20 protein-coding genes are annotated in these 15,964 nt (G+C 61.3%); 13 read left to right on the top strand and 7 right to left on the bottom strand.

All coding sequences use genetic code 11. The features are described 5' to 3' along the window. Nucleotides 1–39: 39 nt before the first annotated feature. The gene (locus tag OU999_04415) at nt 40–675 is read right to left on the bottom strand and encodes a glutathione binding-like protein (protein ID WAC24445.1); all 636 of its coding nucleotides are present in this window, start codon (nt 673–675) and stop codon (nt 40–42) included. A 112-nt stretch (nt 676–787) separates the two neighbouring features. Continuing rightward, nucleotides 788–1,360 carry a carboxymuconolactone decarboxylase family protein gene (locus tag OU999_04410; GenBank protein WAC24444.1) on the bottom strand — a complete coding sequence of 191 codons (573 nt, stop codon included), beginning with the start codon at nt 1,358–1,360 and terminating at the stop codon, nt 788–790. Between the two features lie 116 nt (nt 1,361–1,476). On the opposite strand from OU999_04410, the gene OU999_04405 reads away from it, so the two are divergent. Then, a complete protein-coding gene (locus OU999_04405; GenBank protein ID WAC24443.1) occupies nt 1,477–2,382 on the top strand; it encodes a LysR family transcriptional regulator in 906 nt (301 codons plus the stop codon). 35 nt (nt 2,383–2,417) lie between these two features. Here OU999_04405 and OU999_04400 read toward each other — a convergent pair whose 3' ends face one another. Beyond that, nucleotides 2,418–3,386, bottom strand: coding sequence for a LysR family transcriptional regulator (locus OU999_04400; GenBank protein WAC24442.1), 969 nt, complete (start codon nt 3,384–3,386; stop codon nt 2,418–2,420). Nucleotides 3,387–3,452: 66 nt separating this feature from the next. Here OU999_04400 and OU999_04395 point away from each other — a divergent pair, with 66 nt between their 5' ends. The 4 genes from OU999_04395 (at nt 3,453) to OU999_04380 (ending at nt 6,089) form a co-directional block, all read left to right on the top strand. After that, nucleotides 3,453–4,004: a peroxidase-related enzyme gene (locus tag OU999_04395; protein WAC24441.1), complete on the top strand. Its 552-nt coding sequence runs from the start codon at nt 3,453–3,455 to the stop codon at nt 4,002–4,004. 108 nt (nt 4,005–4,112) lie between these two features. After that, nucleotides 4,113–4,964 (top strand): alpha/beta hydrolase, encoded by an 852-nt coding sequence (locus OU999_04390; GenBank protein ID WAC24440.1) that lies wholly within the window; start codon nt 4,113–4,115, stop codon nt 4,962–4,964. A gap of 49 nt (nt 4,965–5,013) precedes the next feature. Then, nucleotides 5,014–5,628: a pyridoxamine 5'-phosphate oxidase family protein gene (locus OU999_04385; GenBank protein ID WAC24439.1), complete on the top strand. Its 615-nt coding sequence runs from the start codon at nt 5,014–5,016 to the stop codon at nt 5,626–5,628. Then, nucleotides 5,625–6,089 (top strand): nuclear transport factor 2 family protein, encoded by a 465-nt coding sequence (locus OU999_04380; GenBank protein WAC24438.1) that lies wholly within the window; start codon nt 5,625–5,627, stop codon nt 6,087–6,089. Before OU999_04385 ends, OU999_04380 begins: the two co-directional genes overlap by 4 nt. A gap of 28 nt (nt 6,090–6,117) precedes the next feature. On the opposite strand, the gene OU999_04375 is transcribed toward OU999_04380, so the two are convergent. Beyond that, nucleotides 6,118–7,485: an NAD(P)/FAD-dependent oxidoreductase gene (locus OU999_04375; GenBank protein ID WAC24437.1), complete on the bottom strand. Its 1,368-nt coding sequence runs from the start codon at nt 7,483–7,485 to the stop codon at nt 6,118–6,120. A gap of 6 nt (nt 7,486–7,491) precedes the next feature. Here OU999_04375 and OU999_04370 point away from each other — a divergent pair, with 6 nt between their 5' ends. After that, on the top strand, nt 7,492–8,301 hold the full coding sequence (locus tag OU999_04370) for a peroxiredoxin-like family protein (protein WAC24436.1): 810 nt from the start codon (nt 7,492–7,494) through the stop codon (nt 8,299–8,301). Between the two features lie 26 nt (nt 8,302–8,327). Here OU999_04370 and OU999_04365 read toward each other — a convergent pair whose 3' ends face one another. Further along, nucleotides 8,328–8,468: a hypothetical protein gene (locus tag OU999_04365; protein WAC24435.1), complete on the bottom strand. Its 141-nt coding sequence runs from the start codon at nt 8,466–8,468 to the stop codon at nt 8,328–8,330. A gap of 240 nt (nt 8,469–8,708) precedes the next feature. Here OU999_04365 and OU999_04360 point away from each other — a divergent pair, with 240 nt between their 5' ends. Next, nucleotides 8,709–9,302, top strand: coding sequence for a sigma-70 family RNA polymerase sigma factor (locus OU999_04360; protein ID WAC24434.1), 594 nt, complete (start codon nt 8,709–8,711; stop codon nt 9,300–9,302). On the opposite strand, the gene OU999_04355 is transcribed toward OU999_04360, so the two are convergent. After that, the gene (locus OU999_04355; protein ID WAC24433.1) at nt 9,290–10,165 is read right to left on the bottom strand and encodes an MBL fold metallo-hydrolase; all 876 of its coding nucleotides are present in this window, start codon (nt 10,163–10,165) and stop codon (nt 9,290–9,292) included. The genes OU999_04360 and OU999_04355 overlap by 13 nt on opposite strands. A 330-nt stretch (nt 10,166–10,495) precedes the next feature. Here OU999_04355 and OU999_04350 point away from each other — a divergent pair, with 330 nt between their 5' ends. The 5 genes from OU999_04350 to OU999_04330 all read left to right on the top strand — a co-directional run bounded on the left by OU999_04350 (nt 10,496) and on the right by OU999_04330 (nt 13,922). Continuing rightward, nucleotides 10,496–11,137, top strand: a complete 642-nt coding sequence (locus OU999_04350; protein ID WAC24432.1) for a DUF1109 domain-containing protein — start codon at nt 10,496–10,498, stop codon at nt 11,135–11,137. Between the two features lie 95 nt (nt 11,138–11,232). Further along, nucleotides 11,233–11,505: a hypothetical protein gene (locus tag OU999_04345; protein WAC24431.1), complete on the top strand. Its 273-nt coding sequence runs from the start codon at nt 11,233–11,235 to the stop codon at nt 11,503–11,505. Nucleotides 11,506–11,605: 100 nt separating this feature from the next. Continuing rightward, entirely contained in the window at nt 11,606–12,451 is an 846-nt protein-coding gene (locus tag OU999_04340; GenBank protein ID WAC24430.1) for a DUF692 domain-containing protein, read from the top strand. Next, the gene (locus OU999_04335) at nt 12,448–13,200 is read left to right on the top strand and encodes a DNA-binding domain-containing protein (protein ID WAC24429.1); all 753 of its coding nucleotides are present in this window, start codon (nt 12,448–12,450) and stop codon (nt 13,198–13,200) included. Before OU999_04340 ends, OU999_04335 begins: the two co-directional genes overlap by 4 nt. A 77-nt stretch (nt 13,201–13,277) precedes the next feature. Continuing rightward, nucleotides 13,278–13,922 carry a peroxiredoxin-like family protein gene (locus OU999_04330; GenBank protein ID WAC24428.1) on the top strand — a complete coding sequence of 215 codons (645 nt, stop codon included), beginning with the start codon at nt 13,278–13,280 and terminating at the stop codon, nt 13,920–13,922. A gap of 23 nt (nt 13,923–13,945) precedes the next feature. On the opposite strand, the gene OU999_04325 is transcribed toward OU999_04330, so the two are convergent. Beyond that, nucleotides 13,946–14,815 (bottom strand): LysR family transcriptional regulator, encoded by an 870-nt coding sequence (locus OU999_04325; GenBank protein ID WAC24427.1) that lies wholly within the window; start codon nt 14,813–14,815, stop codon nt 13,946–13,948. 194 nt (nt 14,816–15,009) lie between these two features. On the opposite strand from OU999_04325, the gene OU999_04320 reads away from it, so the two are divergent. Next, nucleotides 15,010–15,912, top strand: a complete 903-nt coding sequence (locus OU999_04320; protein ID WAC24426.1) for a LysR family transcriptional regulator — start codon at nt 15,010–15,012, stop codon at nt 15,910–15,912. Nucleotides 15,913–15,964 lie beyond the last annotated feature (52 nt).

Here is a 15,964-nt window from a genome sequence, read left to right as displayed (position 1 = left end):
CAATATTCTTTGAGGCACCGGTGATGATGTTTGGCCGGGTCATGTGGGGGCCAGAGCGCTGAGCCGATGCTCGGCACGCTGAAATGAAGGCCGGGCGGCCAGCGCCTCGAACCAACGCGCAAGATTGGGACGATTCTCAAAATCGATGCCGATGAATTCACGTCGCCAAAGCCAGCCATAATGAGCGATGTCGGCAATTGTTATCTCCTCGCCGGCGACAAACCTGTGCCTTTCGAGCTTGGCTTCAAGTAGGTCCACGAGCCGGTTCGCCTCACCCAGAAATCTGCCGATGGCATGTGGCATCGGTTCGGGTGCGAATCTCTGGAAATAGCCTGCCTGCCCGAAAGATGGACTGAGTGCCGAAGCGTGAAAAAACAACTGCTCGAACACGCGAGCGCGTTCGGTACCGATGGCGGGCAACATCTGGCCCGACTTTTCTGCGATATATACCAGGATGGCGGCGGACTCCGTCAGCAACAGCGTGTCGCCGTCTGGACCATGTGGGTCGACCAGAACAGGCACCTTGGCATTGGGATTGAGGGCCAGAAAACCTGGCAGCTTTTGATCCCCGGCGCGAACGTTTACGCTGTGAAGGGTGTATTCGAGGCCAGCTTCTTCAAGCGCAATTGGTACCTTGATACTGTTGGGCGTGGCGAAGGCGTACACTTCGATCATCTTGATGTCTCCAAGGCGGCATAGCGATTCAAGCGGTGTCCCGGTGACCTGATTCTGGGGCAACATTAGCCACCGGGAAAAGGGGGTGGGCGCGAATGAGCGCAACAGCAGATCAGGCCGCCTGGGCGATCGAGACCGGCGGCGTCCATTCGTTGCCGACCATGAAGGCATCGAGCGGGGTATCGGCGAAGTGGTTGGTATAGTTGGAGATTAGCTTGACGGCGGCGGCAAGGATAACATCGAGGATCGCGCGGTTGTCATATCCTGCATCGAGAAACGCCTGAGTATCGGCGCTGGACAAATGACCGCGCTGACGGGTGACCTGCTGGGCGAACTTGCGAAGTGCTTCCAGCTTCGCATCGTCGAGCGGTGTACCGGCGCGCATGGCATCGACATGGGCCTGCTTGACGCCCGCCATCCTGGAGAGCCCGGTATGCCCGGCCATGCAATAGCTGCATTCATTTTCGAAGATGATCGCCAGATAGACGATGTTCCGTTCGACCGGCGAAAACGCGGTCTTGTCGAACAACGCCCAAGTGTCAGCATAGGCTTCCAGTACCTGCGGGCTTTCCGCGAGAACGTTGTGCAGATTGGGAACGAAGCCCCACGCCTGCTGCACGCTGCCCAGGATGGGGCGCGAGCCTTCAGGAGCGCTGGCGGGGGTGTGGATGGTGAACTGCGACATGAGGCTTCTCCGATCGTGCTGGCAGCCGAACCATTCGGTACCGATGGAGAGGATCTAGCCCTGCACGCAGATGAAGATAATCTTGCATTATTGAATATCATTGATACGCCAATTGCATGAATAATGGTATCCTTGAGCAGTTGCGGATATTTGCGCGTGTCGTGGAAACCGGCAGTTTCACCCGCACCGCTGCGGAATTGGGGCTCACCCAGCCGAGCATCAGTCGCCAGATCGCAGCGCTGGAAGACCGCTACCAGGCGCGGCTGCTGGAGCGATCGACCCGCAGCGTCCGTGCCACCGAGGACGGGCAGATGGTGTATGGCCATGCCCAAAAGCTGTTCGACGCTGCTGACGATGTCGAGGCGAGCTTGGTCGCGCGCGGGCGCGACATCCGCGGCAGGGTCCGCATTGCAGCATCGATCGTGTTCGGCAGACTTGAACTTCTGCCCAGGCTGGGCCGGTTCATGGAGAAATATCCGGAAATCGAGATCGATCTGGCGCTGACCGATCGGTTTGTCGATCTGGTCGAAGACGGCATCGATCTTGCTATCCGCATCGGCTCGGTGGAGCAGGCAGGGTTCATCGTCCGCAACATCGGTCAGACGCGCCGCATCGTGGTGGCGCACCGCGACTATTGGCAGCGAACGGGCGTGCCAGAACATCCCTCCCAGCTCTCGCAGCATGCGTGCCTGATCTTCACTGGGTTGCACGAACAGGGCAGCTGGACGTTCGACAGCGCCACCGGCCCTATCGCCGTGCCAATCCATGGTCGGTTGACGATGAGTACTTCCGACGCCCTGCGCGAAGCCGTGCTTCTGGGCATGGGCCCGAGCATCACGCCCTCATGGTTCTTCCGCAAGGAGCTGGCGACCGGCGAGGTCGTGGAGGTTCTCGCTGATTTCCAGGCTGCGCCAAGGCGGGTACAGGCGGTGATGCCGTCCAGGCGTCTGCTGGCCCCGCGCGTCAGGGCTTTTTCGGATTTCCTGGCCAACGAGGTACGCGGCGATGCGCACCTGGGCTAGAGCCAGGCGGCGCTGCCAGCCGCGCGTACATCTGATCAGGCCATGATCCTTTCGATCTGCTCCAGCGTCGCCTGCAGACGAGGCGTAATGAAATCCAGAAACGCACGCTGCTTCAGCGGCTGGCTTCTCTGCGGCCGGTGGACCAGGCTGACGGGTAATGGCTCAGGGGCAAACTCGCGGAGCAGCGGGATCAGCAGGCCATTATCCACCGCTGAAGCTGCCTGGTAGGTCATCACGCGCGCGATGCCCATGCGCCCAAGCGCTGCCGCGATCACGGCATCGGCCGTGTTGATCGACAGCCGAGGGCGTATCTGCACCATTTCGGTCGTTGTGCCCCTGCCAAAGCCCCAGTCGCGATGGCGCTGCAACCCTTCAAATGCGATGCAGCTGTGTTCGATCAGATCTGAAGGCCTCAGCGGCGGAGGGCTGACGGCGAGGTAGTCGGGGCTGGCGACCAGTGTCCACGCCACCCTCCCCACCTGCCGCGCGACCAGATCGCTGTCCGGCAAGGTCCCGATGCGGATTGCGACATCGATATGCGCCTCGACAAGATCGATCACGTGATCTGCCAGAACCAATCGAACGCTGACGTCAGGATAGGCCGCCAGAAACGCATGGACGAGCGGCGCGACGTGCAGTTTCCCGAACATGATCGGCGCGGTAATCAGCAATTCACCACGTGGGGCGCGATATTCGCCGATTGCCATGCGCTCGGCATCGCCCAGCTCGTCGAGCAGCTTGCGGACCGTCGCCACATAGGCTTCGCCCGCCTCGGTCAGGATCAGCTTGCGGCTCGTCCGCAACAGAAGCTGCGCGCCCAGATGCGCTTCGAGGTCGGAGATGCGGCGGCTGACAGTGGCCAACGGCGTGTTCGATGCCCGCGATGCAGCTGAAAGGCTACCCGCATCGACAGCGGCGATCAACGTGCGCATGGCTTCGAAGCGATCCATCTTGATTCCCATATTATGGAAGGGAGGCTGCCAACATAAGCGACTACTGCGCACATGTGGAAGCGTCTATTTCGGTGCCACCGGCCGAACCGGCCTGAACCGACAGAAGGAGCCACCACCATGACCCGCATCACCACGTTTGCCACCATAACTGATGCCCCCGCCGCTTCGCATACCGCCCTGAATTCGGTTGCCAGGCAGCTGGGCAGCGCCCCCAACATGTTCCGCACCATCGCCAACAGTCCGCAAGCGCTCGACGGCCATCTCGCCATGGCTGGTGCACTCTCCAAGGGCAGCCTCCCCGCAGCGACCCGCGAAAGGATTGCGCTGGCGGTCGCCGAGATCAACGGCTGCACCTATTGTCTCTCGGCGCACACCTATCTGGGTCGCAACCTGGCGCACCTGGATGATGCCGAAATCACTGCCAACCGCAATGGCGCTTCGAACGACCCCAATGCCGATGCCGCCGTCCGTTTCGCCGCTACAGTTGCGCGTCAGCGCGGACAGATTGCCGACGCCGATTTTGCTGCCGTCAGGCTCGCTGGCTATACCGATGCGCAAATCGTCGAGATCGTCCAGCACGTCGCACTGAACACCTGGACCAATTACTTCAACGAAGTGTTCCAAACCGAGATCGACTTTCCAGTCGTCGAAGCCCGCAAAGCGGCCTGATCCTTCGCATCGCGGCAACAACGGACGGCGGGGTGCCTGCCTTCCCCTGTCAGGCCCCCGTCAGGCCCTGTTGCTCCATCGATCCCCATTTATTCTAGGAACCCCACCATGACCCTTCACAAATTTGCCACAGTCCACCACCGCCAGGTCTTTTACCGCGAAGCTGGCGACCCATCGCACCCGACCATCGTGCTGCTCCACGGCTTTCCGGCAAGCAGCTTCATGTTCCGCGACCTGATCCCGCTGCTGGCGGACCGGTTTCACGTTATCGCACCCGACTATATCGGTTTCGGGCATTCGGATGCTCCTGCCGCAGATGCCTTCGAATACAGCTTCGACAATCTGACCGCCCATGTCAGCGGATTGCTCGAACAGCTCGGCCTCGGCGCCTACATCCTGTACATGCAGGATTACGGCGGCCCGGTGGGCATGCGTCTGTTCCTGCAGAACCCCGGCGCAGTATCGGGTTTGGTTTTCCAGAATGCCAATGCCTACACGGCTGGTGTTGGTGAAGCGCCCGCCCAGATTTTCCTGCCCCTGTGGGAACGGCGCGATTCAGCCAGCGAGGCGGGCGCACGCGCCTTCCTTTCTGCCGAAACAACCCGGTTTCAATATGAAGTCGGCGCACGGAACGTGGAAGCGATCAGCCCCGATAACTGGACCCGTGACCAGGCTTTGCTCGACCGGCCGGGCCATGATGCGGCACATCTGGACCTGCTGGAAAACTACAAGACCAACCTTGCCGCCTATGACAGCTGGCACGAAGCGCTCCGCATGCACGCCCCCAAGACGCTGATCGTGTGGGGCAAGCACGATCCGTTCTTCATCGCAGCGGGCGCGGAGGCTTTTCTGGATGATCTGCCGCAGGCCCGGCTGGTCTGGCTCGATGCCGGTCACTTCGTCCTGGATGAGAACGCCGCGACCGTTGCTGCCGAGATCAAGGCGAGCTTTGCCGACTGACGAGGTCGAAAAACTGGACTGCGTCCTGAAACCGAAAGGAAATCTAGCCATGCCCGCTTCCAGTGACATCGCCTTCACCCCCACGATCAAGGCCATCCAGTCTGTGCGGGGATCACGAGATGCCTATGCCAGGATGGAAGATCGTGGTGGTTTCAGGACGCAGGTCGACGAGACATTGGCGGAGTTTCTGACCGGCGTAGACACCGCGTTTCTTGCCACGACAAATGCTGCGGGCCAGCCCTATGCCCAACACCGCGGAGGCCCGCCCGGGTTTATACGGGTGCTTGGCTCCGCCCGCATCGGCTGGGCCGACTACACCGGCAACCGGCAATATATCTCCACCGGGAACCTTGCCGACAACGACAAGGCATTCCTGATCCTGATGGACTATGCCAGGCCGCGCCGCATCAAGATCTGGGGTCGGGCGACAACCAGCGATGACCCCGCAATGATCGCGCAGCTTATGCCGCCAGCCTATCGTGCAAAAGGCGAACAGGCAGTGGTCCTCGACATCGCCGCCTGGGACGTCAATTGCCCGCAGCACATCCCGCAAAAGATCAATGCCAGCGATGTCTCCGCCGCACTGGCCCGGCTGGAGACGAGGATTGCCGAACTGGAAGCAGAAAATACCGTCTTGAAACGCCAGAAAGGAGCAAAGCCATGATCCGTCCCCCCTTGCCTCCATTTTCCGATGAGACCGCTGTGCAGAAGGTGCGGCTGGCAGAAGATGCCTGGAACAGCCGTGATCCGGCGCGGGTGGCTTTGGCGTACACGCCAGCGAGCCAATGGCGCAACCGTTCCGAATTCCTGGGCGGAAGACAGGAGATTGCGGCCTTTCTCACCCGCAAATGGGCGCGAGAGCTGGATTATCGGCTGATCAAGGAACTCTGGGCGCATTCCGAAAACCGGATCGCGGTGCGGTTTGCCTACGAATACCGCGACGACAGCGGAAACTGGTACCGTGCCTATGGCAATGAAAACTGGCAGTTCGATGCTGACGGTCTGATGGAACGGCGCATCGCCAGCATCAACGAACACAATATCGCGCCTGGTGAGCGGCTGTTCATTTGGCCCACCGGAACCCGGCCAGGCGATCACCCCGGATTAAGTGATCTGGGACTGTAAGCTTTGCCCGGTGCGACCTGGCCGATGGTCACCTTTCTGCGCTGACGGCCTTAAGCGGCGCAGCAGCCGGAGTAAGGGTGATTACGGGGGGCTGAGGGGACGCCATCGTACCGGGTGTCAATCCAGTGATCAGCCGAGCGCCGCGATCGAACGTGAGGTAGTTCCACATCCAGGTCATCCCGACGACAAAGCGGTTGCGAAAGCCCACCAGAAAATAGAGGTGCGCGGTCGACCAGAGGAGCCAGGCAGAAAAACCCTTCAGACGGGTCCAGCCAAAATCCACCACCGCCCGTTTGCGCCCGATCGTCGCCAATGTGCCGAAATCGCGATAGCGAAAGCGCCCCGGTTCGTGCCGCCCAGCCAGCCGGGCGGCAATGGTACGCCCGACATGCAGCCCCTGCTGCTTGGCGGCCGGTGCGATACCGGGCACGGGGCGGCCATCGTCGCGCGCAATCGCCGAGGTATCGCCAATCACGAATATCTCGGGATGGCCGGTGACGCTCATATCCGGTTCGACACACACGCGGCCCGCCTTGTCTGCAGTGGCCTCCAGCCATTGCGCGGCGGGAGAGGCCTGCACACCAGCCGCCCAGATTACGGTGGCTGCCTTGATGCGGTCGTCGCCGACGATAACGCCTGTGGCATCAATGTGGTTTACCCGGCCGCCCAGGCGCACCTCAACTCCCAGCATCTCCAGCGAGCGCCGTGCGCTGTCGGCTAGGTCTTCGGGAAAACTTGCGAGCAGGCGACTTCCCGCCTCGATCAGGACGATGCGAACGCATTTTGGGGTGATATAACGGAATTCCATCGCTGTCGCATGGCGGGTCAACTCGGCGATCGCACCCGCCATCTCCACCCCGGTGGGGCCACCGCCGATGATCACGAACGTCAGGAACTCCTTCCGTTCGGCGACATTTTCCTGCCGGTTGGTTTCCGCGCTCTCCAGCGCCAGCAAAATCTTGCGCCTTACCCTGGTGGCGTCGTCGATCGTCTTGATACCCGGGGCGAATTCGGCCCAGTGGTCATTGCCGAAATAGCTGTGCTGCGCGCCGGTGGCGATCACGAGAATGTCGTAATCCACCGTGGCCCCGCTTTGCAGCCGGACCATGCGGCGGCCCCGGTCAATGCCGCAAACGCTGTCGAGCAGCACATGCATATGGCGATGTCGCCTGACGATGCTGCGAATGGGTGCGGCAATATCTGCAGGTGACAGCGCAGCGGTGGCCACTTGATACAGCAATGGCTGGAACAGGTGATGGTTCTGACGGTCGATCAACGTGATTTCGGCATCGACCGATCCGAGCCCTTTGATCACTGAAAGGCCGCCGAAGCCTGCGCCGACGATGACGATCCGGGGCTTGCGAGCGGGCTGATGCGGTGAGGAGATTTTGAGCATGACGCCATGCTAGTCCACACCGTCAGCTGCGGAAAATGCCGCCTGCGCATCGGTTCCATGCATGGCGTGATGCACACTGCCATGCGCGCCGTGTATCGACTAGATACGCCCATGCCCCTTTCGCCGTGCGTCAGGCGAGTGCATAAGCCGTCAATGGAACAGACCACGCGACTTTACGAAAAGCTGCAAAGCTGCACGCTCGAAAATTCCGAATGGAACGCCCTCTACGATGCCTTTGTGGGGCGGCTGATCCTGCTGGAAACCGGCCATTCTGCGCCTGGGCTGGGGATGGACTTCCCCGACCTGGTCTTGCCCGATCATCTTGGCCGTTATCAGAAACTGACTGCAGTCCAAGCGGATGGGCCCGTGGTCATCACGTTCATCCGTGGCGGATGGTGCCCCTGGTGCCGCAGCGAGTTGGACAGCTGGAACGAGAACCTGGCTGCGCTGGAAGCGGTTGGAGGGCGGCTGGTCGTCATCGTCGGCGAGGTTGCCGGGCGTGCAGACCGCATCGAGTCAATGCTCGATGGCAAGGCCATGGTGTTGTGCGATATCGATCATGGCGCAGCGCTGGACCTCGGCCTGGCTTTCCATGCCGGGGTTGAACTGGTGCAGCGCTATTTGCAGGCCGGCTTGGACCTTGCCGACATCTATGGCACCGATAGTGGCATTCTGCCGGTTCCGGCGACCTTCGTTGTCGATCCCCAAGGGGTAGTTCGCTATGCCTTTGTCGACCCGGACTTTCGTGTTCGCGCAGAACCGCTCGATGTGATTTCGGTGGTACAGGAACTCGGCTCTGGCGGTGGTTCCAACTGACCGGCCGACGTCGATTTCGCGTCCGGCTACATCATCATCGTCATCGCGACCCCGGCCGCGCCGATAACACCCAGCACAGTGAGGATGACGAAGGCAAGGCTGGTCCCTGCCACCGGAAGCAGTGCACGGGCTTTGTCGGCATTGGCGAGCGTGCTGGACTTCTTCATGGCGTCGATCCTTTTTGGGCATGACAGGAAGCGCTTTGACACAGGGTCTGCGAGCCTGTGAGCGCGATCAGGAAAGTGACGCATATCAGCGTCATGATGGAGTTCGCCGATAGCTGCCTGCCTGTTACATGCGCGGTACGTATCGATTTCATTCCTGCCTGATACGTTCACGCAGGCACCGGCCCGGACAATAACGGATCATCCCAGCGCGGCATTTTCGCGCCGGTCCGGAGACCTGCCATGTCGATCGCCAGCCAGCCCGCCGCCCCCAATGCAGCTGCCCTGCAGGATGACGAATGGGGTCGGCTGATGACAGCGGCGCTCGCGGGGCATGGCGGCGCGTACAACCGGTTGCTCGGTGAGATCCAGCAATGGCTCCAACGCTATTTTCTCCGCCGTCTGCCGATGAGCATGGCCGATGATGCCACCCAGGAATGCCTGATGGCAGTGCACCAGAGGCGGCATACCTACGAACCTGGACGCCCCTTCAGGCCGTGGCTGGCAGCGATTGCGCGGTACAAGTGGATTGACCGGCTGCGTGCCATGGGGCGCAAGCCCACGGTTTCATTGGACGACGAGCTGTTCGAACCATCGGTGGATGGACACGAGGCATGCGTGACCAGCGCCATTGTGCTGGAGGAATTGCTCGGCCGCCTGAAGCCTGCACAAGTTTCGGTCATTCGACTCGTGAAGATCCAGGGGTTCAGCATCGAAGAAGCGGCCGCCATGACGGGTCAATCAGAATCGCTGGTCAAGGTGAACATTCATCGCGGCCTCGCCCGCCTTTCAGGTTTTGCCAATGCGCCAGACGCAGACGTTCTTCAAAGCGCGTAGCAGGCAAGATCATCTGCAATGGTCATGGGCCCGGCATAAGATGCCCGGATCGCGGCCTCACCCTCGGGCTGCCGGACCAGCGCGCGCTGCATGTTGTGCGACAGCACCAGCAGCCGCGGGTCGATGGCGGCCGCCATCGTGCCCAGAGATGATGGCGGACGATGCAGGCCGCGCGGCTGGCCCTGGCCTTCGGGAATGACGTTGTGGACGATCAGCAGATCGGGCGTGCGACCTGCTAGGTTAGCGATAAACGCGTCGCTGAACTCATTCTGGTCTCCGGCAAACACGATCATCTTGCCGCGAACCTCGATTCGATAGGCAAGCGCGGGAACCACGCCGTGTTGCACGGGAATAGGTGTGATAGTGAGACCGGTCTCGGCATCGATAAAAGGCTGTGCCTGACCTTCGGACGCGATTTCCACTGGGACAATCCTTGGCTTGCCGGCGGAGCCATCCAGAAACCCGGACAGATAGCGAAACGCCCCTGATTTTGGATCGAACAGTGCCTTCAGATGTTCGGTGACCCCGGGGAAATACTCGCTGCCCTGCGGCCCGAGGATGGGCAAATCCTCGCTGCGGTCCGAAAAGCTGCCGCTGTTCAGGATCGCCCCCAGATCGGCGACATGGTCGGCGTGGAAATGGGTCAGCGCGATCACGCGATGATCCTCGAACCGCACACCGGCCTCTCCATATCGCACAAACGCGCCGCTGCCCGCATCGATCAGCGCGACGGCCTTGCCATCGATCCAGATGATCGCGGATGATCCGGCGCGGGCGCCTTCTGCGATCGGTCCTCCTGAGCCCAGAATCTGGACGGCTATCGAGCCGGGGCACTGCGCCGCAGCGGCCGCCGGAACAGACATGCCTAGGACGCTTGCGGCCAAAGCAAGTGCAAATCTCGGCATCATGGCGGTCCTTCCGGGGCATATCCGATCATGCGACAGCCCGGCCTTGGGGGAGGATCGGGGGGCAACCGGGGCTGCCGCATGGTGATCGGATCAGGGCTCCGGCCACACAAATCCATTCGCTGCCTTTATCGCTACGGTTACGCCCAGCACGGCGATATGGGCGAGCAGCTTTCGGAGCCCGTTCTGTAACCGCAGACCGAAACCCCGCGTAATGCCATGCCAACGGGAAAGTCCCTTTCGGTCCGCGCGGTGACGTTGCGCTGCCTAGCCACAAATGAGAACGCAATGAACCACCAGGCCCTTATTCAAGCGCTGTGCGACGACCTGACCCCGGTGAAGACGGCCAGCTTCGAGCAGCAGCTGGGACGCGGCATCGGTCTTGGCGGCCTTGCGTCGATGGGCATCCTGCTGTTTTCACTGGGCGTACAGCAAGGCCTTGCCAACTTGTCTGTCATCGTCCCCCTCGCGGTGAAGCTTGGCAGCATGCTGGCGATCGCTGCCATTGCCTTGCGAGCGATGCGATCGCTCGCAAGGCCTGGCAGGCCAGCAGAGCCGCTGCTTGCACCGATCGGCATGGTCGCACTCATTGTTCTGGCCATTGCTCTCGGTCAGTCGCGCAGCACGCCACCGCAGGCAGAAGCGATGGCTTGGTTCGGCGCATCGTGGCAGGCCTGTTCATTGCGCATCACTGCGCTGTCGCTGCCACTGATTGTAGGAATCGGCTGGGCGGTGCGCCGGCAGGCTCCGGTACACTTGGCTCAGGCCGGGGCGGTATGCGGCCTTGCAGCCGGTGCTCTGTCGGCCGCGATCTATGCCTTGGCTTGTAGCGAGCCATCCGCAGGGTTTGTGCTGCTTTGGTATTCGCTGGGCATCGCTGGTGCCAGCGCCATCGGCGCGCTGGCCGGGCCGCATTTGTTGCGCTGGTAAGCTTGCCCGGGCCTGTAACTCGCCTGGCCCTCCGGACGAAGACTATCCTGCCAGTCAGGCACATCCCTTTAGACGAACTATCCGGAGACATTTCCATGACCACCGTTCAGAAAACCATCAGTCTAGCTGCGACCGCTGCCATGCTGGCAATGTCGGGCTTTGGCGTTGCAGCCCATGCGGCAGAAGGTGCCAAGGGCGCAAAGGACCTGGTCCATTGCTATGGCGTCAACACCTGCAAGGGCACTTCGGATTGCGCCACCGCGAAGACCTCGTGCAAGGGCCAGAACGAATGCAAGGGCAGCGGCTTTATCGCCACGACCGCCAAGAAGTGCACTGCCATGGGCGGAAGCCTGACCGAACCCAAGTAAGCTGGGTTGCAGCAAGACGCCCGGACGGTGCCCCCCCGCACTGCCGGGCCTTTTGCGTTAGCAGAACTCCCATCCCCCCAGCGCCGGAAAGCCCAGCCGCATGACCCAGCCCGATCTTCCGCCGTTCAGAGGCTTTGGCTTGGGAATGCGCACGCCGCACTATCCCGCGTATCTGTCGGGTGAAGCCAAAGTTGATTTCGTCGAGGTCATTTCCGAAAATTTCATGGGTGCAGGCGGACGTCCGCTGCATACGCTCGACAAGGTGCGCGAGCGCTACCCGGTCGCAATGCACGGCGTTTCTATGTCGATCGGATCGGCTGACGGGCTCAACGCCGACTATCTGGCACGACTCAGGAGGCTGGCCGACCGTATTGACCCCTTGTGGGTGTCCGATCACCTGTGCTGGACGGGCATCGAAGACTTCAACTCGCATGACCTGCTGCCTCTGCCTTACACGAACGAAGCGCTGGACATTGCGGCGGCAAACATTGCGCTGGCGCAGGACCTGCTAGGCCGGCCTCTGGTGATCGAAAACCCTTCGAGTTATATCACCTTTGCCGATGATGTGATGCCCGAATGGACGTTCTTGACCGAGTTGTCCGAGCGCACCGGTTGCTATCTGTTGCTCGACATCAACAACATCTTTGTCAGTGCGACCAACCACGGCTTTGATGCGCTGGCCTACATCAATGACATCCCCGCTCACCGTGTTCGCCAGATTCATCTGGCCGGGCACAGCGCCGGGCGCGATGGACTGTTGATCGATACGCACGACCACGCTGTGCCCGATCCGGTCTGGGCGCTCTATGCGAGCGCGATCCACCGCTTTGGCGATGTTGCGGTCATGATCGAGCGTGACGATGACATTCCGCCGCTGGAAGAGCTGCTTGCCGAGCTCGACATCGCACGCCGTCTTGCGGCGACGACGGAAAGCGTGGCGGCATGAGCCTTGCCGAACTGCAGCGCAACTTCAGCGCATTTCTGCGCGGGGACGGCAGCCAGACCATCTGCAGCGTGACGCCGACCGCGCAGCGTGGTTTGCCAGTATATCATTATGCCTATCGCGCCACACTGATGGCCACTCTACGCGATGTGTTCGAGCGCACGCATGCCTGGCTGGGCGACGACCGCTTCGATGCTGCCGCACAGTCGCATATTGCGGGCCACGCTCCGAGAAGCTGGACCCTTGCAGACTATGGTCTGAGCTTCGATCAAACGCTTGGCCGGCTATTTCCGTCCAACCCTGAGGTTGCCGAGCTGGCATGGCTCGATTGGTCTTTGCGCACCGCCTTCAATGGGCCGGATGCTCCAGAGCTGGATATGGGAAGCCTTGCAGGGGTGGACTGGGACAATGCGGTGCTGCGCCTTGCCCCGACCCTCGCGTGGCGCAAGATCGGCACGAATGTCGCCGCCCTGTGGCATGCACTCGACACTGGCGGGGCGGCACCGCCCCCGGCAGAATTGCTCGATGTGCATGCAATTCTCACGGTCTGGCGGCACGCCCTGATGCCGCGCTTCCACACCGTGGCCGCGAACGAGTATCGCGCGCTGGTCATGGCGGCAGACGGTATGGCATTCGGCGAGATATGCGCGACTTTGGCCGAGGGGAGCCATGACGCCGATGCGGCTGCGAGCCTGGCCGGAGCCATGCTGGGCCGCTGGATCGCAGAAGGCGTACTGGTCGGGGTCGAATGATCTTCTGACCGCATGATGGCCAATCGCTATAGAACCCATGCGCCCAAGGCCTGTTTGCATCAGCGGCCGAGGCGTGCATGATGCAGGGCATGAAGCCCCACCCGTCCATGCCCTTGCCTTCCGATCTTTGGGAGGCACCGACCAATGCGCTGGTTGCGCAGCTGCGCGCGCGGAAGGCGGGATCAACCGCGCCTCGGCTGAACCAGCCGTTCCCTGATTTCATGCTGCCCGATACCCAAGGTCGCCACGTTTCGTTGGCCGATCTAATCGGCCGCGGGCCCCTTGTGCTGAGCTTTTTGCGTGGGCGCTGGTGCCCTTATTGCGCCCGGGAGCTTGCGGACTGGCACGATGCACTGCCCCAGCTGGAAGCGCAAGGCGGCCGGTTCGTCGCCGTCAGTGCCGAAACCGGCGGATTGGCAGACCGCTTCCGCGAGGAGATAGCACCAGGTGCGCAGATGCTGTGCGATGTAGACCACGGGTTGGCGATGTTGCTCGGGTTGGCCTTCCCTATCGGCGATGACCTGCACCGGAGATACGTCGATGCGGGGCTGGACCTTGCAGCTATCTTCGGCAATTCCGGACGCATCCTGCCGATCACCGCAACCTATGTCATCGATCGCAACGGCATTGTTCGCTATGCTTTTGCAGATCCAGATTTTCGCGTCCGCGCCGATCCAGCCGTTGTGATCGCAGCAGTGGAGGCATTGCGCCGCACACCCTGAAAGCGTTTGTCAGATGAATGATTTCAGTTCCAGCCCCGCGCCCGGATAGCGCGGGCCAGTGCATCGGTCGCCGCAGATCGTTTCCGGCCCGAAACTGTGGCGAACACCATCATGCGCTCGATCTTGAACCCTTCCAAGGCAATACGACGGACGGTGTCTGGCAGTGGTTGCATCTCGGGAACTAGCGCGCATCCGAGCCCGGTTGCCACAAGATCGGCCAGATCGCTGTCAAGTCGTGCGCTATGGCGGAACTCAGGTTCGACCCCGGCCATCGTACATAGATCGCGGAATTCGCTAACGACATCGCTGTCGCATTCGATCCACGGCACCCGCAACAGATCCTGCCAGCCGATATAGTCCAGTGCTGCTAGCGGTCCATCGCGCGGCGCGATGATCGTGAACTGCTGCCGTGCGAACGCAATCGTGTCGATCCGTTCTGGCAGGTCTCGCGGTTCAGGGAGCACGGCGGCATCGATCTCGCCCTTGAACATGTCTTTCAGCAAGACCGCGGCATCCGCTTTCACCACGGATAGCTCGAAGCCAGGCAGGGCTGCTGCCACCTGACTGAGCGCGACACCTAATTGCGGCGATATAGCTCCAGCGATGCCCAGCGTCATGGGAGCCTGGGTCTGCTTGCCGATTCCTTTCGCCAACATCTTGGCCGCCTGGGCAGCATCATAGGTACGCTGCAGATGCGGTACCATCTGCCGGCCAAGCTCAGTCAAATGGGTGAGCGAGCGCTCGCGGCGGAACAACAGGCCGCCAAACTCCTCTTCGAGCTTCTGAATGGCACGCGTCAACGATGGCTGGGTGACATTGCACTCTTCTGCTGCCCGCGTGAAATTGAGCGTCCGGGCGGCCGCCAGGAAATATCGAACCTGATGCATTTCCATTGTCAGGTGCTCCAGGCCACGACGTCGGAAAAACCCCAATTTTCCGCCAGCCAACCGGTCCGTCTCGCAGCTGCAGCACAGATTGATCTAACGAATGACCAGCGTCAATTGCAACCATTAGACTTTCATTTAGTCGGCAACGGACTTAATCGTGCCATGGGTGGCGATCCCATCCAAGATTAGAGTAAAGATGCATGGCAGACATTTCGATCTGGATGAAGAGTTTTGCGGCCGTCACCGAGGCAGGCAGCTTTTCCGCTGCAGCAGACAGGCTCGGGAGCAGCCAGTCCACGCTTTCCAAGCATGTCGCCGCACTCGAAGCGCACTTGAAGACGCGGCTGTTCAATCGCACCACACGGTCGGTCATCCTGACCACCGATGGCGCTCGCCTGTACGAGAAGGCACTAGGCGTGCTGGACGCGATAGAGGCTGCCGAAGCCTCTGTTGGCCTTGCGGGAGAGGTGGAGGGCGTGCTGCGAATGACCGCACCTCTAACGCTGGCCGAAAGCCGGGTGATCCCAATGCTCACGCGCTTTCTGGCGGACAATCCCAAGATCGAGATCGATTTTACCGCCTCGGACCATGCCCTCAACCTTGTGGCCGACAATCTCGATCTGGCGATCCGCGTCGGCCAGCTAACCGACAGCCGCCTGGTCGCGCGCAAGATCGGTCTGGCGCGTCGCATCGCCGTGGCCTCGCCCGCCTATCTGGACAAGGCCGGACGCCCCAATCACCCCTCTGACCTGGAGCAGCACAATTGCATCTCCTACTCGCTGTCGGGCGCTGGCACGCGGTGGACATTTCGGGAGGGGCAAGCGGTCGATATCTCCGGCAATCTGAGAGCGGACAGTCCGAACTTGCTGCGTGCAGCCGCGCTTGGTGGAATCGGGATCGCAGTCAACGCCCGCTGGCTTTTCGAGAGCGAGATTGCGGATGGCAGCCTGGAAATCGTGCTTCCCGGTTACGAGCCTGTCCCCATGCCTATCCACATCGTCTTGCCGCCGGGCCGCTACATCTCCGCACGAACCCGTGCGCTTGTCGAGTTTCTAAGCCGCGAATTTGCTTCAGACAGTCTTCTTGCCAGCGCTGGTGCATGACATGGCAGTTCGATTCGGAGGATTGCTGGCTCGAAGAGCCTGCCCGGATCCA

This window comes from Blastomonas sp. SL216 (genome assembly GCA_026625625.1).
Lineage (GTDB): Bacteria > Pseudomonadota > Alphaproteobacteria > Sphingomonadales > Sphingomonadaceae > Blastomonas.
Note: the sequence above shows the minus strand (reverse complement) of the source record. Positions and strands in the feature narration are given on the sequence as shown.